The sequence below is a fragment of the Lysobacter sp. KIS68-7 genome (genome assembly GCF_021284745.1).
In the GTDB taxonomy this organism is placed as follows: Bacteria; Pseudomonadota; Gammaproteobacteria; order Xanthomonadales; family Xanthomonadaceae; genus Noviluteimonas.
This window is the reverse complement of sequence record NZ_CP089925.1, coordinates 725,530-743,778: the sequence shown is the minus strand read 5'-3', so window position 1 is coordinate 743,778 and position 18,249 is coordinate 725,530. Positions and strand designations below refer to the sequence as shown.

11 protein-coding genes are annotated in these 18,249 nt (G+C 68.0%); 8 read left to right on the top strand and 3 right to left on the bottom strand.

All coding sequences use genetic code 11. From position 1 onward, the window contains the following. Positions 1–61: 61 nt before the first annotated feature. From LVB87_RS03565 to LVB87_RS03545, 5 genes are all read left to right on the top strand, one after another. Positions 62–1,369: a septal ring lytic transglycosylase RlpA family protein gene (locus LVB87_RS03565; RefSeq protein WP_232899547.1), complete on the top strand. Its 1,308-nt coding sequence runs from the start codon at positions 62–64 to the stop codon at positions 1,367–1,369. A 99-nt stretch (positions 1,370–1,468) separates the two neighbouring features. Further along, entirely contained in the window at positions 1,469–2,686 is a 1,218-nt protein-coding gene (locus LVB87_RS03560; RefSeq protein ID WP_232899546.1) for a D-alanyl-D-alanine carboxypeptidase family protein, read from the top strand. 115 nt (positions 2,687–2,801) lie between these two features. Then, a complete protein-coding gene (locus LVB87_RS03555) occupies positions 2,802–7,667 on the top strand; it encodes an RHS repeat-associated core domain-containing protein (protein WP_232899545.1) in 4,866 nt (1,621 codons plus the stop codon). After that, a complete protein-coding gene (locus LVB87_RS03550; RefSeq protein ID WP_232899544.1) occupies positions 7,664–8,170 on the top strand; it encodes a DUF2247 family protein in 507 nt (168 codons plus the stop codon). The genes LVB87_RS03555 and LVB87_RS03550 overlap by 4 nt, the downstream gene beginning before the upstream one ends. 109 nt (positions 8,171–8,279) lie before the next feature. Next, entirely contained in the window at positions 8,280–8,750 is a 471-nt protein-coding gene (locus tag LVB87_RS03545; protein ID WP_232899543.1) for a hypothetical protein, read from the top strand. Positions 8,751–8,908: 158 nt separating this feature from the next. Here the strand turns inward: LVB87_RS03545 and LVB87_RS03540 are convergent, their stop codons facing one another. The 3 genes from LVB87_RS03540 to LVB87_RS03530 all read right to left on the bottom strand — a co-directional run bounded on the left by LVB87_RS03540 (position 8,909) and on the right by LVB87_RS03530 (position 16,106). Further along, complete coding sequence (locus LVB87_RS03540) at positions 8,909–10,726, bottom strand: S8 family peptidase (RefSeq protein WP_232899542.1); 1,818 nt, start codon at positions 10,724–10,726, stop codon at positions 8,909–8,911. Between the two features lie 65 nt (positions 10,727–10,791). Continuing rightward, entirely contained in the window at positions 10,792–13,542 is a 2,751-nt protein-coding gene (locus tag LVB87_RS03535; protein ID WP_232899541.1) for a YadA-like family protein, read from the bottom strand. A 140-nt stretch (positions 13,543–13,682) separates the two neighbouring features. Continuing rightward, positions 13,683–16,106, bottom strand: a complete 2,424-nt coding sequence (locus LVB87_RS03530) for a winged helix-turn-helix domain-containing protein (protein ID WP_232899540.1) — start codon at positions 16,104–16,106, stop codon at positions 13,683–13,685. A 133-nt stretch (positions 16,107–16,239) separates the two neighbouring features. On the opposite strand from LVB87_RS03530, the gene LVB87_RS03525 reads away from it, so the two are divergent. The 3 genes from LVB87_RS03525 to lipA are packed head-to-tail and all read left to right on the top strand — an operon-like array spanning position 16,240 to position 18,214. Beyond that, complete coding sequence (locus LVB87_RS03525; RefSeq protein WP_232899539.1) at positions 16,240–16,518, top strand: DUF493 family protein; 279 nt, start codon at positions 16,240–16,242, stop codon at positions 16,516–16,518. Next, positions 16,506–17,210 carry a lipoyl(octanoyl) transferase LipB gene (gene lipB, locus LVB87_RS03520; RefSeq protein ID WP_232899538.1) on the top strand — a complete coding sequence of 235 codons (705 nt, stop codon included), beginning with the start codon at positions 16,506–16,508 and terminating at the stop codon, positions 17,208–17,210. The genes LVB87_RS03525 and lipB overlap by 13 nt, the downstream gene beginning before the upstream one ends. After that, a complete protein-coding gene (gene lipA, locus LVB87_RS03515) occupies positions 17,207–18,214 on the top strand; it encodes a lipoyl synthase (protein WP_232899537.1) in 1,008 nt (335 codons plus the stop codon). Before lipB ends, lipA begins: the two co-directional genes overlap by 4 nt. Positions 18,215–18,249 lie beyond the last annotated feature (35 nt).

Below are 18,249 nucleotides of genomic sequence, written 5' to 3'. Positions count from 1 at the left end.
CGGCGCAAGCCACCGTGCAGGCGACCGCGCAGGCCACCGTCCCGGCCGGGGCGACGCCGCCATGAATCGCGCGCTGCCGGCGGCGGCCACGGCGTTGTTGCTCGCTGCATGCGCGGGCACGCCGAACAAGTCGTCGCCGCCACCGCAGTCTTCGAATGCGTCGCGTGCGCCGTCGACGCATGCATCCTCTTCGTCGAAACCGGGCGCGCGCCGTTCGCCTTACGCGCCTGCGCAGGAAGATCCGTCCAAGCGTGGCGATTACGTCGCCGGCGGCCTGTATGCGCCGGGCGTGAAGGACAGCGCGCCGCCCGACATCGACGACGTCGACCAGATTCCCGAACCCGAAGTGCGCGACGAACCGCGCGCGCTGTACGGCAACCGCGACTACGCGGTGCTCGGCAAGAAGTACCACGTGCTCGAAGATCCTTCGGGTTACGTCGAGACCGGCATGGCCTCGTTCTACGGCCAGAAATTCCACGGGCGGCGCACCTCGTCGCTCGAGGTGTACGACATGTACGCCTTCAGCGCGGCGCACAAGACGCTGCCGCTGCCGTCCTTCGCACGCGTGACCAACCTGGCCAACGGCAAGTCGGTGATCGTGCGCGTGAACGATCGCGGCCCCTTCCACGACGGCCGCATCATCGACCTGAGCTACGCCGCCGCCGTGAAGCTGGGCGTGAACCGTGCCGGCACCGCGCGCGTGGAAGTGCGCGCGCTGACCACGCACGACCGCGGGCCCGACATGCGCATGGCGCAGGAAGACGCACCGCCGCCGGCGCTGCCTGCGCCGAGCGCGCCGTTGCCGAGCGCGATGGATCGCATGGTCGCCGCCTTGCCGATCGCGACGGCCGAAGCCGGCGAACGCAAGCAGGCGGGCGAAGTCGAGCCGTCGCCGCCGGGCCCATGGCGTTTCGACATGCGCCAGGACGGCAAGGCGATGACCGCCGATGAATTCGATGCGTGGATGAAGTCCCGCCAGGTGCACGTGGCGACCGGCAAGGCCGGCGCGGCCGCAGTCGGTGCCGTCGTGCGCGAGATTCCCAAGGCCGTGCCGACGCCCGTCGTCGCGGACACCGGCGACGCTGATGACGATGACGCGCCCAGCGCGCCGGTTTCGCCACCGCCGGTCGCATCGTCGGGTGGCGTCGTCCTCCAGGTGGCCAGCTTCGCCGCGCGGGCCAATGCCGAGCGGGCCCTGGCCATGCTCGAAGGCGCCGGCATCCGCGGTGCGCGGCTGCTCGACGGCACCGCGGCCGGCCAGAAGGTCTGGCGCCTGCGGGTCGGCCCGGTCGCCAGCGACCGCGTTGCGGAACTCAGCGCAACCGTCGCGGGTCTCGGTTTCGGCCGCCCCAACATCGTGCGCGACTGAAATTCAGCGTCACGGCCGTCCGGGCGGCCTAGAATCGCTTCCTTGTGCGCGTGCGCCCGCCGCGTCCTCCCCAAGCAGTCCCCCGGAGCCCCATTCCCGATGAAAGTCCGTCCCATCGCCGCCGTCGCCATTGCGGCGCTCGCCTCGTCCGCCCTCGGCATCGCGTTCGCGCAGACCCCCGCGCCGCAGCCTGCTACGCCCGCCGCTCCCGCCGCGCTCAGCGAATCGCTGCCCGTGCCGCCGGCCCCCGCGATCCAGGGCAAGGCCTGGGTGCTGATGGACTATGCGACGGGGCAGGTCCTCGCCGGCTCCAACCAGGACGAACGCGTCGAACCGGCGAGCATCACCAAGGTGATGACCAGCTACGTCGTCGCCTCGGAAATGAAGGCGGGCAAGGTGCACGCCACCGACCAGGTGATGATGAGCGAGCACGCCTGGCGCGAAGGCGGCGCGGGCACCGAAGGCAGCTACAGCGGCTTCGAAGTGAACAAGACCGCGCCGCTGATCGACATGGAAAAGGGCATGGTGATCCAGTCGGGCAACGACGCCGCGATCGCGCTCGCCGAACATGTCGCCGGCAGCGAAGACGCGTTCGGCGCGCTGATGAATGCCTACGCCGCGCGCATCGGCCTGAAGAATTCGCACTGGGTGAATCCGCACGGCCTCTCCGCGCCGGACCACTACTCCACGGCGCACGACCTCGCGCTGCTCGGCCAGGCGTTGATCCGCGATTTCCCCGAGGCCTACAGCTACAACAGGATCAAGGAATTCACCGTCGGCCCGATCACGCAGCAGAACCGCAACCTGCTGCTGTGGCGCGATCCCTCGGTCGACGGCATCAAGACCGGCCACCACAGCGGCGCCGGCTACTGCCTGATGGCCTCGGCCAAGCGCGGCGACCAGCGCCTGATTTCGGTGGTGATGGGGTCGACCAGCGAAAACCAGCGCGCGGTGGATTCGCAGGCGCTGCTCAACTGGGGCTTCCGCTTCTTCGAAACGCACCGCCTGTACGACGCCGGCAAGGCAATTTCGAAGCAGCACGTGTGGAAGGGCGCCGCCGATGAAGTGCAGCTCGGCGTCGCCGGTCCGATGCTGGTGAGCACGCCGCGCGGCAAGTACGCGCAGCTCAAGCCGAGCATGGACATTCCGAAGACGCTCGTCGCCCCGATCGCCAAGGGCCAGAAGATCGGCACGGTGAAGGTGACGCTGGACGGCAAGGTGATCGCGCAGCGTCCGCTCGTCGCGCTCGAGGCGGTGGAAGAAGGCGGCTTCTTCAAGCGCCTGTGGGATGAGCTGATGATGTGGTGGAAGAGCTGATTCCGAAATTGCCGCACCGGTGACAGGAAAGCCCGCGCATTGCGCGGGCTTTTTTTTCGCCATCGGGAGCTGTTGCGCGTAGCAGGCGGGAGCCGCGGTTTCCGAAACTCTGCCGATGCGAATCCTTCCTTTCATGGGTTGCCTCGCGTTCCTGGCGATCGCGTCGACCGCGCAGGCGGCGGACGTCACGCCGGAGAGCGAATACGGCCGCCGCATCAAGGTGTACGAAACCGTGCAACCGCACGGCGAAACGCCCTTCGGCGAGCACGTCAGCCTCTATACCGGCGACCTCACCTTCCGGCAGACCGACGTCGTCGTCGAAGGCGAAGGCCCCACGATCACGCTCGCGCGCAGCAGCGTGAGCCCGATGGTCGATGCGCGGATCACCGAGCCCTTCGCCTTCGGCAACTGGACGCTCTCGATCCCGCGCATCGAGACGCTGACCGACACCGCGCATGGATGGGTCACCGAATCCTCGCTGGATCCTGCGCAGCGCTGCAGCAAGTTCGATCGCGCCTTCTACTCGGTGTTGCCCGAGAAGGGCTGGCATGGCTACGAGCTGGTGACCGAGTCGGGCGATCGCCAGCAACTTATCAAGCGCGCGCCGACGAACAAGCTGTTCCCGCCCACGCTGCAGGTCGCCGGCGTCACTTCGTATCCGATCGTGACGCAGCGCAACTGGCAGATCGGCTGCGTGCCGATCACCTACAACGGCCAGGCCCAGCAGGGCTTCTTCGCCGTGTCGCCCGAGGGTGTCCGCTACTGGTTCACGCACCTGGATTACGACGGCGCCGATCGCCTGTGGGAACGCGACATGGGCGAGATCATCCGCCAGCCGCGCCGGCTCGGCACGATGTACGTCACCCGCATCGAGGATCGCTTCGGCAATGCGCTGACCTACGACTTCGGCGGGGACGACACGCTCGATGCGATCACCGCGAGCGACGGTCGCAAGGTCACCATTGCGTGGCGCAGCGATGCGCGTTTGGTCGACAGGATCACGGTGCATGCCGTCGACGCCACGCCGCGCACGTGGCGATACGAATACACCGGCATCTCCGCGAGTGGCGCAACGCTGGTGCGCGCCGTGCTGCCCGACGGATCGAGCTGGACCTTCGACGTGCAGGCTTCCGGCGGCCACACGATGCCGCTGCCGGGCGGCTGCGGTATCCGCGCGCAGGCTAATTCGACGACGTCCGCCGTCACCACCATGACGCATCCGAGCGGGCTGGTCGGCAAATTCTGGCGAATGGGCACGTGGCACGCGCAGAGCTACGTGCCGGGCGGCTGCGTGGCGCCGGTGCCACCGCAGGAGTTCGACCCATTCGAAGACATCCCGCCGCTGTTCGGCACGAGCTCGCTCACCCGCAAGGAGTTCACGGGCCCCGGGCTTACGACGCTGGCGTGGACGTATGCGTACCAACCCGCTTCCGCGAGCACCACGAAGGATGCGTGCGCCACCGCAGGCACGTGCGCGGCGACCAAGTGGGTGAAGGTCACGAACCCCGCGGGCGACCTCACCACTTACACCTTCAGCAACAAGTGGGGAGCGACGGAAGGCAAGTTGCTCCGCACTGATGTTTACGCGGGGAACGCGGGGGCGCCTGTCCGCAGCGAACTCCTGACGTATGCGGAATCCGGTCCGTGGCCCGCCTCGCTGGGTTCGGGCTTCGACGATGCGCGCGCGAATGCCGCCAAGGCCGTGACCTGGGTGCCGGTGGCCACGAAGCAGATCCTGCAGCAAGGCAGGACGTTCACCTGGCATGCGAACACCTTCGACGCCTACGCGAACCCATTGTCCGTTACGCGATCGAGCAATGCGGGCAGCGGGTTCTCGCGCACCGACGCCACGGCGTACCACCACAACCTCGCGTTGTGGGTCGTCGCACAGCCCCGCTCGTCCACCAACGTCGACACCGGTCTCGTCGAATCGGAAACGGTGCACGACGCCAACGCGATGCCATGGAAGACCTACGCGTTCGACAGGCTCAGGCACACCTTCACCTACGACGCGAAGGGCAACCTCGCGAGTGCGTCCGACGGCCGCGACACGCCGACCTTCGACACGACGATCCGCTTCAGCGAATACAAGCGTGGCATTCCGCAACGCATCACGTTCCCGGACAACAACGTCCGGCGCGCGGTCGTCAACGACCTGGGGCTCATCGCGTCGGTGCAGGACGAAGTCGGCCACCTGACGTGCCACAAGTTCGACGATATGGGCCGGTTGAAGGAGACGACGCACCCCTCCGACACGACCAAGGGCGTGTGCGACACATCCAGCTGGAACGCGACGTTCCGGAGTTTCGCGCCATCGACGTCCGCCGAACTCGGCCTGCCTGCCGGTCACTGGAAGGAAACGGTGGCGATCGGCAGCGGCTTCCAGGTCACGCACTTCGATGCGTTGCTGCGTCCGGTGGTGGTCGAGCGCTTCGACAACGCCGCCAAGTCGGCGACCTTGAGCCAAACGGTCACGCGCTATGCACCGCACGGCGGCGTCGCGTTCCAGTCGTATCCGCAACGGGGCATCGCGCACCACGCCGCCGCCATGCATGGCACCCGCACGACCTTCGACCCGCTTGGCCGCCCCACGCGCGTCGAACAGGATTCGGAACTCGGCGTCCTGCCCACGACCTACGAGTACCTCGCGGGCTTCCAGACGCGCGTCACGCCCCCCAACGGCCACGCGACGCTGACCACGCAGTACCTCGCCTTCGACCAGCCCGCCACCGACCTGCCGCTCGTGATTGCCCACCCCGAGGGCGCGATCACCAACTTCTCGCGCGACCTGTTCGGCAAGACGCTGACGATGACCCGCCGCAACGCGGACAGTTCGAAGGCGGCGACGCGCACGTGGTCCTTCGATGCGACGCAGCAGTTGTGCCGCACGACGGAGCCGGAAACCGGCGCCACGCTGATGGGCTACGACGCCGCGGGCAACCTCGCGTGGTCCGCCTCTGGCCTGCCAGCCAACTCGCCTTGCGAGACGGAGGGCACCTCCGCGGGCGTGCTCGCGCGCAGATCCACGCGCAGCTACGACAACCGCAATCGCATCTCGACGCTCGACTTCGCCGACGGCATCGGCCGCCAGACGTGGAGCTACACGGCCGACAGCCTGCCGAGCCAGGTGTGGACCCGGAACGGTCCGAATGGCGCGCAAGGCGTCGCCAACGCCTACAGCTACAACAGCCGTCGCCTGCTAGGCGGCGCCGGCGAAAGCCTGGAACAGGCGGGTTGGTACACCTGGTCGCACGGTTACGGATACGACCGCAACGGATTCAACTCCGTGCAGGTGTATCCCGACAACCTGACGTTGCATTACGCCATCAATGGGCTGGGCCAGACGACCGGCATCACGGCGCAAGGCGGCGGCGCCTACGCCAGCGGCGTCACGTACCACCCCAACGGCGCGCTGGCCGGCTTCACCTACGGCAACGGCATCGTGCATTCGACGTTGCAGAACGCGCGTGGATTGCCCGACCGCAGCCGCGACCTCAACGGCGCCGCGGCCATGCACGACCTTGGCTACGACTACGACGGCAATGGGAATGCGGTGTCGATCAGCGATGCCCTGGTCGGCGCGCGGGCCACCCGCAGCATGACCTACGACGGCCTGGACCGCCTGGCTTCGGTGACCTCACCGATGTTCAGCGGCACGATCCGCTACACCTACGACGTGCTCGACAACATCGAGACGCTCGTGGCGCCGGCCATGCAGGGCAGCGTGGCCGCACGCAACCTGCGCTACTGCTACAGCGCCGCCAATCGCATCGAGTTCGTCCGCACCGGTGCCGCGGACTGCGCCAGCGGCGCCGCGCAGACGACGTTCGCCTTCGACGTCCAGGGCAACCTCTCGAACAGGAACGACCAGGCCTACGTCTTCGCCCAGAACAACCGCCTGCGCGAAACGAGCGGCAAGGAAACCTATCGCTACGACGCGCAGGGCCGGCGCATCCATCAACACAGCCCGACGCTCGGCAGCATCTTCCTGCTCTACACGCATGACGGGCAGCTCGCGTACCAGTCGGACCAACGACGCGGAAAACTACGGGATTACATCTACCTCGCCGGCCGCCTGATCGCCACGCGCGAGACCACCACGGCGAACAACGCGGTGGCGGTCACTTACCAGCACACCGACGCCTTGGGGACGCCGGTCGCCGCGACGTCGACGACGCGCGCAGTCGTGGAGCGCAGCGAATACGAACCCTTCGGACGATTGCTGAATCGCCCGTTCGACGACCGCGTCGGATTCACCGGCCACCTGCAGGACACGCAGACCGGGCTGACGTACATGCAGCAGCGGTACTTCGACTCGCTGCTGGGGCTGTTCCTGAGCGTCGACCCGGTGGCGGTGCATGGCCTCGGGGGAAATTTCAATCGTTATTGGTATGCGAACAACAACCCGTACCGCTACGTCGACCCCGACGGCCGCGAGACGGCGATGTTCCAGGGCGAGGCGTACCGCATGCCGCAGCCGGATGCTGCGGCGACGCAGGTGGCGTTGGGGTTGATTTCGGATTTCACGCCGGGCATCGGCGATGCGATGGGGGTTTATGAGGCGCTGCAGAATCCTTCGCTCGCCAACGTTTCGGCGGCGGGGGTGGGGTTTGTGCCGGTTGTCGGGGATGCGGCCGGGAGGCTGATCAGAAGCTCCGACAACGTGACGGATGCATCGCGGGCTTTCACCTCAGTTTCGACCGAAGGCCGGGCCCTGCAGGACGCTGTACCCGTAGGAAGTGCGCTCAAGAGCGATGTTTTTCATCGCGCAGCCACGTTTGTCCGGGAGGAAGCTGCCCAAAGGGGGACCTACACGCCGCTAGTCGGTGGCGATGGCGTCACTCGGACGTTGACCCAGTTGCCTGGCACCCTGAATGACAGGGCTGGTCGATTCGAGTACATCGTAGACCCGGCAGGAAACCTCACCCACCAACTCTTCGTCCCTGGCGGCACTCTCAACGGCGTGCCGATCAAGCCATGACTGTTACACCACTGAGTTTCGAATTCGTACGCGCGCATGCCTCCCTGACTTGGAAAGAGGCCTTCTGGGGCTTCCAGCAAGGTCTCATTGATTGGGAGGCCCTGAAGGATCTTGCGGGCGAAAAGCTATGCCAAGGATCGGAGCAGGAGGGCGAAATTGCGTTGGCTGGATTGACGCACGCCGAAGCCACTGAAGCGAGAGCGCTGGCTAAGCAGCTTGCGGACACTGAGGAGGCCACCCCAGAGGGGCACGAACAAAAGGTCTGGCTGTTCCTCTCGCTGGCGAACCTGTTCTTGCGGCGCACTGAAGTTGATGATGCCCTTGCAGATGTGGAAGCCGTCTACGCGAATTATGGGTACCCAACGGAGATCGAAAACTTTGTAAGGTTCATGCCGACTTCTGACGGCTATGAGCCCTTGAAGCACTCGCATGAAGAGAATGTTCAACGTTTGTACCGGAACTGGGCGACATATCTTCGGTCTCGTGGATTTGATCCGGAGTAAAGCGTCCCTCTCTAAGATCGGGTGGCATTCGGCGTGGTGTCGAAGATGCGCACTCGTAGAGGATTGCCGCTAGCCGCCGCATGTTCAACGCGGCATTTGGGCGCTAATCATGAAACCGACGACTCATCCAAACCTGATTGCGTTCGACTACTACGACGGACCCGTGGAAGGAATCGCCGCGGAGTTGATGGAGGGCGAAGACGGGTACTTTCGCGTGATCGCATGGGACGACCGTCAGGACGAGCGGCTCTTCGTGGCGGCGAAGATTGGAAGTCCATCTTTCTCGCAGGTCCTGACGCTCCTGGGCCAGGGTCGTGACATGCCAGCCACATCAACTTGGCTTCCAACGTTTGCGTCGGAAGCGGACAGGGAAATGGTGGCGCAACTGTTGGAAGGGTGGCGAAAACTGGCCTGCCAGAGCGGCGTGCTTCTACTGACGCGCTCCGTAGGGGCGAAGCAGGCGTCGGGCCAGCCAGTTGTAAAGCAGCTCGAGAAAAGGGTTGCCGCAGCGATGCGCAGAGATACACCCGAAGCACTGGGTGACTGGCGGGAATATCTCCCGACGAAGAGTTCGAGATGATTGAAGTTGCATCATCGTTCGCCCGGACGCCTGCGATAGGAACCGCGCTGAACTAATGGCAGGGCCCGACGGGACACCGGGGTAATCATGTCCCGCCGGGCCTGCCGACGCCCACCGCCACACATCCGTGTGCACTCGGTGGGCGCCTTCCCGCTCCGTCAGTCGTGTCGCGCTTCGAGCGTCACGCCGGTGAACGCCTTCGCGCCGACGACCTTCACGTAGTACATGCCGCCGCGCGCCACCGGGATGCGCACGGTTTCGTTGTTGCCCGGACGCGCGGAGCTCACGTCATACGCCGCGGTCGTCGGGACCTGTCCGTAGCGCACGAGCAGGGTGACGTCGCCCGTGCCGCCATACGTCAGGAAGCTCAGGTTCGTCGCGGTGACCGGCACGTTGATCGCGTACATCAGCTGCGCACCCACGGCTCCCGCGAGCCCCTTCGCCGGCGTCTTGTTGGCGAGCGGACGTGCGTTGCTTTCGCAGTCCGCGCCCTGGCACGGAATCACCGATTCGATCACCGCCTTCGCGTTGAGCAGGCCCACGCCCATCGGCGTATCGGAGGGAATCGCAACGGGGAATGCGCGCGCGGTCGCCTTCAGGCGCGCTTCAACTTCCGCCGGCGTCAGCGGGCGCGGCGCGATGCTCTGCAGCAGCGCGACGGTCGCCGACACGTGCGGTGCGGCCATCGAGGTGCCGGCCATGCCGCCGTACACGGGCTGGCCGGCTTCCGGCGCGGTCATGCTGTCGTTGATCGTCTGCCACACGTAACCGTTCGGCACGCCGTCCTGGCCGGCGCCGCCGCCCGGCGCGGAGATGTCCACGCGCTTGCCGAAATTGGAGTAGTACGCCTTGCCGCCGGTGACGCGCGAGGCACCCACGTTGATCACGTTGTTGCAGCTGGCCGGTGCGTAGTTCGCGGTGTTGTCGTTGCTGTTGCCGGCCGAGACGACGACGGTCGTGCCGTTCGCGACGGCCGTGTCGATCGCGGCCTGCATGACGTCGTCGCACACCCCTTCGCCGCCAAGGCTCATGTTGATCACTTCGGCCGGATTCGGATTGGCCGGAACACCGGGGACGCTGCCGCCGGAGGCCCACACGATCGCGTCGGCGATGTCGGACATGTAACCGCCGCAACGGCCGAGCACGCGCACCGGCAGGATCTTCGCGCCATGCGCCAGACCCGCCATGCCGATGCCGTTGTTGCTGACTTCGGCGATCGTGCCGGCGGTGTGCGTGCCGTGGAAGCTGCTGTTGCCAACGCCGCACTGCGACCAGTCATCGTTCCAGTCGCCGTAGTCGTGCGCACCGGGCACGCGTTCGTTGGTGGGGCGGCGCGAGACGAACGAATCGGAAATGAAGTCGTAACCTTCCAGCACGTTCGCGTTGAGGTCCGGGTGGTCCGTCACGCCGGTATCGAGATCGGCGACGATCACGCCCGCGCCGTTCGCCTTGTCCCACGCGGCAGGCGCGTACACGCCGCCGACCGAGTTGTAGAAATGCCACTGGTACGCGGTGCTCTGCGGGTCGTTCGGCACCATCGTCGGGCCGACGAGGCCGGTGTGGACGAAGCGGCGGTCGGGCGTCACGGACTGCACCGACGCATCGACGGCGAACGTGCGCAGCAGCGTGGCGCTGTCGACGCTGTCGAGCGGACGCGACACCGAGACGAGGTCCGCGCCGTTGGCGAGGCGACGCAGGTAGCGCATCGACAGGCCGGGGTGCGAGGTCACCAGGCCCGAACGCACGAGTGCAGCGTTCGCCGTGGCGAGCGCTTGCGTTGCGCTCGTGCGCTGCAGCGTGCCGGTGCGGTAACGCACGATGTAGCGCACCTGGCCGGCAGCCGGGGCGGCCGTTTTGGTCGGCGTCGCGTCATGCACGCGGTTGGACACGACATCGGATGCGACAGCGGTGACGGCGAGCGAGACGGCAGCGGCGAGCGCGCACGCGCCCAGGCGGTACGAAAGACGAGAAGTCATGGAAGCTCCGGGAATTCGGGATGCAAGGAAGAGCCCGGCCCGCGCGCGGCGGGCCGGGGTGCGCGTTACCAGCCGAAGCCGATACCCGCGCCGGCCGAGGCGTCGTCGCTGCTGAACGCGCCGCCGAACGTGATCGTCAGCTTGTCGCTGACCGCACGCTGGTAGCCGATCGACAGCGCCTGTTCGCCACCGCTGGTGCCCACGCCGACGCCGAAGCGGTTCTGCGTGCGCACGCCCGCGGCGCTCGTGGCCATGTTCAACATCGCGGCGTTCATCGCGCCCATCTGGTCGATGCGCTTGTCGGTCTCGTCGAAGCGACGGTTCGTTTCGCTCCGCAGATCGTCGACTGCGGCCAACGGTGCGGCGACGAGATCGTCGAAGCGCGCATCGGTGTAGGCGTTCGCGTTGGCCAGCGTCTGCGCATCGCCCGCGTTGACCTGCGCGACGTTGGCCGCGTCGGTGTCGGCGGTGCCCGCGGCGACGTTGGTGACCTGGCGTTCGTGGCCCTGCGAGCCCATCGACACCGTGTTCGCACGATCGGCCACCGAGCCCTGGCCGAGCGCGACCGAGTTCGTCGCATTCGCCGTCACGCTCGAACCCTGGCCGATGGCCGTGCCACCCGCAGCCTGCACGGAAGTGCCTTCGCCGAGGGCGACGGCGTTCGCCGCGGTCGCGGCGATCACGCTGTTGGCGCCGATCGCGGTGCTGCCGTCGGCGTTCACCTGCGCGTTGCCACCGATGGCCGTGTCGTTCGCACCGGCCGCATACGCATCGGAGCCGATCGCCACGCCACCGTTGCCGCCGGCATTCGCGTTCGAACCGATCGCGACGGCGCCCGTGCCATCGGCATGCGCATCGTCCGTGCCCGGCGTGCCGCCGGCGGTGTCGACGCGACCATCGCCCGAACCCGTGCCGCCGCCCACCGGACCGTTGCCCTCGATCGCCGTGACGCGCGTATCGAGCGCGGCGATGCCCTGGTTCAGCGCATCCAGCGCTGCGCCGACATTGCCGAAGCTGCCGCCCATGACATTGAACGTCGGACCGACGATGCCGCCGTAGGCGTCGACCATCGCGCCGCCCCCGATCGCATTCACGAAGCTGCCGCTGAAGGCATACATCTGCGCGCCGTTGATCGCGTCCATGCTGCCGGCACCGATCGCGCCGTCGGCGATGTTGGTGAGCGTCGTGCCGCCCGCGCCACCGAAGCTGACCGTATCCATGGCCAGCGAGTCGTAGATCACCGCGTGCATCGCGTTGCCCGAGGCGTCGACCAGGCCCGCCGCGCGCAGCTGGCGCACGTTGACCGCATCGAAGTCCTCGGTGCCATCGGCCACGTTGACGAGCTGGCGTTCCGCACCCACGGCGCCGATCGACACCGAGTTCGCACGATCGGCGACCGAGCCCGCGCCCAGCGCGACCGAGTTGTCGGCATTCGCGATCGCCGTGGCGCCGACCGCCACGCTGCCCGCGCCTTCGGCATCGCTGCTGTCGCCGAGCGCGACGCTGTCGTCGCCGATGGCGGTCGCATTGAAGCCGTTGGCCGTGCTGTATTCGCCGCGCGCCAGCGCACCGTTGCCGAACGCGGAAGACCCCGTGCCCAGCGCGCTGCTGTAGTTGCCGGTCGCCGTCGAGTAATCGCTCTCGGCGAGCGCCATCGAACCGAGCGCCACGCTGTCCACGCCGATCGCCTGGCTCAGCGTGCCCATGGCGATCGTGTTGTCCGCCATCGCCTGCGCGCCGGCGCCGACCGCGGTCGCGCCCTGGCCGTCGGCGAGCGAGCGGATGAGGTCGCCGCTCCACACCGAACCATCGTCGCTCGCACCCACGAAGTAGGCACCACCGAGCACCGTGCTGTTTGCACGCGAGGCGATCGCGCCGACGCCGAGGGACGTGGACGCGTAGCCATCGGCGACCGCGAAGGCGCCGACCGCCGTGGCGTAATCCCAGTTCGCGTAGGCACTGTTGCCCATCGCCGTCGTGTTGTTGCCCATCGCGGCACTGAAGGAGCCGAACGCCGCCGCGCTTTCGCCGCCGGCGTATGCGCCGACGCCGGTGGCCACGCTCGCATAGCCGTTCGATTGCGCGGCCAGGCCCACCGCCAGGCTCGCTTCGCCGCGCGAGACGGCGTTTTCGCCCATGGCCGTCGAGTCGTCGCCGTAAGCGGCCGCGCCCATGCCGAACGCCGAGCTGAAGTTGCCGCGCGCGAGCGAAGCCGTACCGACGGCGGTCGCGGCCGCGCCGGTCGCTTCGGTCTTGTGCCAGCCGGCGATCCAATCCTGCGGACCACCGATGGCGATCGACCCGTTGCCGGACGCGATCGCCATCGCGCCGATCGCGATGTCGCGGAAGTTGCCCGCGTACGACTGGCGGCCGATCGCGATGCCCCATTCACCGTTCGCATTGGCCATCCAGCCGAAGGCGACGGATTCGTTGCCCATCGCGGAGGCCGAAGGGCCCGCGGCGACGGAAGAATTGCCGGCCACGGCATCGTCGCGACCCAGGCCGTTGGAAGAGAAGTACGCGATGCCATCGGTATCCGCGGGCGCACCGCCTGCGGTCGGGACGGCGGCGGCCGGCTGCACGACGAGCGTCGTGGCCGCCGTCGTCGCGGTGGCGGGACGCACGCATTCAAGGACGGCGCGGTACACGCCCTTCTCGTCGGGCGTCGCCGACTCGACGACGCGGCACGTGTCGTTGGATTGCGTGGTGGCCGCGGGCTCGGCGGCGGAAGCTTGCGTTTCGGCGGCCTGCTGCGCGAACACAGCGGGCGGGGCCAACAACAACAGCATTGCGGTGTACAGCTTGTTGCGTGTCATCTGCGTCGGTCTCCGGAAGTGACGACGCAGGCGGGGACTAAGCGCTTTGCGTCGAAGGGCCGGCGACGCTTGCATGCGGCGTCCGCAAAGCCATTCCAAACGCTTGACGATTTGTTTATCGGCGCTGTTCTTGCGCTACATCAACGGCTTGCGGCCGCACGAGTGAAGGTGTCGCCGCTTGCGAGCGCGAGCAATCCGGAGGGAATCGGGCGTTCGCCGGCGAGTCGGCGGGCCTGTTCGAGCGCGGCCTGCCACGCGCGCGCCTGGTGCAAGCGGCCGTACAACTCGACCTGCAGCAGGGCGAGTTCGAAATCCTGTTCGGCCCAGGGGGCGACGCGGCCGATGGACGCGGCGGCTTCGTCGAGTCGTCCGGCTTCCATCAGCCAGTGCGCACGCGCGATCACCGTGTTGGCGATGAACCCCGGAACGCCGCCTTCCTCGGCCAGCGCGAGGGCGTCGCGGTAGTGCGCGTCGGCGGCCTCGGGATGACCCGCGCGCTGGCTGCGCAACGCGGCGCCGAGCTTTTCGATGAGGGGATCGCCGGAGAGCGCGGCTTCGTTGCCCGGCGCGGGGAGGTGGCCGGCGAGGGCGGCTTCGTGGAGGCGCAGGGCGACGAACGCGCGCAGGCGCGGATTGCGATCGCCGGGCCAATCCATGAGGGCGGCGGAGGCCAGGCGCGCGGTTTCGATCCAGTCGCCCGACTGGCGCGCGAGTTCGACCTGCACGTAATGAAGTCGATCGGCGTCGCCGGGGGCGGCGAGCAGGCCGTCGGGCAGGGCGAGCAAGGCGCGCGCCTCGCGCAGGCGGCCGACGTTCAACAGGACTTCCGCGCGCCCCAGGTGCAAGTGGCCGAGCACCGTCGGGTCGTGCAGGCGATCGCGCGCCGCCCAGGCGCGGTCGGACACGGCGAGCGCCTGGTCGGGTTCGAGCAGTTGCAGGTGCAGCGTCATCAACATGTTCCGCACGCCGGCGAGTTCGAGCGTGGCACCCATCGCCTGGAAATCGCGCTCGGCTTTCTCGAAGGCGTGCACCGCCTGCTGCGGATGGTCGCGCTGCATTTCGAGGATGCCGAGGTTGCCGTCGACCTTGGCCACGGACAGGCGATCGCCCGCGCGCGTGAGTTGGATGCGGGCGCGGCCGAGGTCGGCGAGGGCGTCGTCGAAGCGGCCCTGCGCCATGCGCGCGGCGCCGCGTCCGATCAGCGCGCGGCCGAGGCTGCTGGCATCGGTGGTGGCGCCCAGCAGGTCGATGGCCTGTTCGTAGCTGCGTTCTGCTTCGGCGAACCGGTCCAGCCGCACCAGCAACATGCCCTGCAGCGCGTAAGCCTGGCTGCGCAAGGGCGCGTCGCCGCGCAACGCATCGCCGTGCAGCAAGCGCGCGATGCGTCCCAGCCCGCCGGTGAAGCGACCGTCGGCGAGATCCACCTGGGCGGCGCGGAACTGCCACAGCGGCATCTTCTGCTCCGCCGGCGTGGCGCCGAGCAGGAGCGCAAGCGCGGCGTCCGGATCATTGGCGAGCAGCGCCGACTGCGCACGCTGCAGGCGTTCGTCGAGCCCGGGTGCATCGGAAGCGAGCACGGGCGATGCAGCACCGATGCCCGCAAGCAGGCGATCGGACGCCTGGCGCGTGGCGGCAACGAGGTCCGCGTGCTGCGCCGATCCGTGGCGGATGCGGCCGTTGGCGTCGGTCGCCGCCATCGTGACGTCCCAGCGATCCTGCACGTTGCGCGCGCGGCTTTCGACGATCCAGTTGGCCTGCGTGTCGTGGCGCACGCGTTGCGGATCCACCGTGCGGTCGCGCACGCGCAGCAGGGCGAGCGTGGCTTCGCTCGACCACACCGGTTGGTTCGCGCGTCGCAGGCGATCGACGATGAAATCCATCATGCCCAGGCGTGCCCAGGAAGCCGTGGCTTCGCCATCGACCTGCATCGGCAGCACGATGATGGCGTGCGGCGGCGCGTTGTGTGCGAGGGCGACCGGCGCGGGCGTGCGACCGGGCCAGAACATGAAGCCGACGATGAGTGCGGCGAGCGCGGTGCAGGCGACGGCCAGCAACCATGCGCGGGAGCGGCGCGGCGTGGGCGCGACGGCTTTGTCGACGACGGGCTTGTCGTCGTCGTTGGCGGCGGGCGCGAGCGGGTCGGGGAGGGCGAAGGGAACGTCGACCATGTCGGCGTCCGCCGATGCTGGCGCTTCCATGTCCAACACCCAGGCTTGTGGCGGCGTCGCCTCGAGGACTTCGACATCCGCCGCCCAACGAAAACCAAAACGCGGCACGGTGCGGATCGCGCGCTGCTCCTGTCCGTCGTCGCCGATCGCGCGGCGCGCGCGCAACACGATCTGCGCAAGCTGCGCATCCGACACGGCGCGACGGCCGAACACCGCGCGCACCAGTTCGTCGCGCCCGACCGCGCGGTCGCGATGGGCGATCAGGTAATGCAGGCATTCGAACGTGCGCGCAGGCAGCGGCTGCGGCACGCCGTCGCAGAGCAGTTCGCGTCGCGCGGGATCGAGCACGCGCGTGCCGAAGCGGTAGCGTGCGCAGGGCAGGTCGGGGCTGGACATCGGGCACCACCAGCGCACGGGGGGCATGCGCAGGCGACCGATCATACGGCCGAGCCAGCGCGAAAGGCCCGCGAAATAATTAAACGAGGCCCGGGTTGGGTTCCCCCACCCCCGGTCCCATAATGGCCCGACGATGGAGATCAAGTCCGACAACCCCGACCACGGCTTCCAGTTCCCGGGCACCTTCGAGCTCTCGGCGATGGGCTCGGCGGACGCGGACCTGCAGGTCGCGCTGCCGAAGCTGCTGATGGACGCCGGCATCGACGTGCTGCACGAAACCGTCAATTGGAAGCACTCTTCCAACGGAAAATACGTGTCCGTGCGCATCGCCTTCCGCGCCGCTTCGCGCGAGCAGTACGACGCCGCCCACGCGGCGCTGCGTGCGCATCCCGAGGTGAAGTGGACGCTGTGAGCGTCGCCGCGCCGCAAGCTGGCTCGGTCGAGAACGTACCGGCGCGTACGTTGCGCGAGGCCTTCGTGCGCGACCTGGGCCGCATGGCCTACGAGCCCGTCTGGCGCGCGATGCAGGCTTTCACGGACGCGCGCACCGACGACACGCCCGACGAGATCTGGCTGGTGGAACACGACCCCGTGTTCACCCTCGGCCAGGCCGGCAAGCCCGAGCACGTCCTGATGCCCGGCGACATTCCGGTCATCCACGTCGATCGCGGCGGCCAGGTGACCTACCACGGCCCCGGCCAGATCGTGGCCTACCCGCTGCTCGACCTGAAGCGGCTGAAGGTGGGCGTGCGCGAATACGTGGACCGCATCGAACAGGCCGTCATCGACACCCTGGGCGACTGGAACATCGGCGCCGCCCGGCGTGAAGGCGCCCCCGGCGTCTACGTGAACGGGGCCAAGGTCGCCGCCCTGGGCATCCGCGTCCGCCGCGGCTGCACCTTCCACGGGCTGGCCTTCAACATCGCGATGGACCTGGAACCCTTCCGCCGCATCAACCCGTGCGGCTATGCGGGGCTCGAAGTGACCTCGATGAACGATCTTGGCGGCCCCTCGAGCCTCGACGCGGTGAAACCGCAGTTGCTCGACCACCTCGCCGTACAATTCGGCCTCAGCCTTAAGCCCGCCGCCCCCACGGTCCCATGAGCGAATCCAACACCAAGGCCATCCCGCTGACCATCGTCGGCGACGGCGCATCGTCCCTCACCCCGGGCGAGAAGCAGCTCGCGGGCGACAAGATCGCGCGTTCGCCGGTGCAGTTCGCCGACGCGCCGGTGTTGCGCAAGCCGTCCTGGATCCGCGTGCGCATCCCGTCGGGCAATTCGGTGCAGCAGCTCAAGGCCAAGCTGCGCGAGAACCGCCTCGTCACGGTGTGCGAGGAAGCGAGCTGCCCGAACATCCACGAGTGCTTCAGCCACGGCACCGCGACCTTCATGATCCTCGGCGAGGTGTGCACGCGCCGCTGCTCGTTCTGCGACGTCGCCCACGGCCGCCCGAAGCCGCCGGATCCGTCCGAGCCGATCCACCTGGCGACCACCATCGCCGACATGGGCCTGAAGTACGTCGTGATCACCTCGGTGGACCGCGACGACCTGCGCGACGGCGGCGCCCAGCACTTCGTCGACTGCATCACCGAAGTGCGCACGCACAGCCCGCGCACGAAGATCGAAATCCTCACGCCCGACTTCCGCGGCAAGGGCCGCATGGACCGCGCGCTGGAGATCCTGGCCACCAACCCGCCGGATGTGTTCAACCACAACGTCGAAACGGTGCCTGATCTTTATCCGAACGTCCGCCCGGGCGCCGACTACCAGTGGTCGCTGACGCTGCTGAAGAAGTTCAAGGCGCAGCACCCGGAGGTCGCGACCAAGTCCGGCATCATGCTGGGCCTGGGCGAGACCATGGAGCAGGTGCAGGCGACCCTGCGCGACCTGCGCGCGCACGACGTGGACATGGTCACCATCGGCCAGTACCTGCAGCCGAGCGCGCACCACCATCCCGTGCTGCGCTACTGGACGCCGGACGAGTTCGCCGAACTGGAAACCTTCGGCATGGCGCTGGGCTTCACGCACGTCGCCTCGGGTCCGCTGGTGCGTTCGTCGTACCACGCCGACCGCCAGGCGGCCGAAGCCGGTTTCGTCGCCGCCTGACACCTGCGGCATTAGGGAATCGTAAAAGCCGGGAC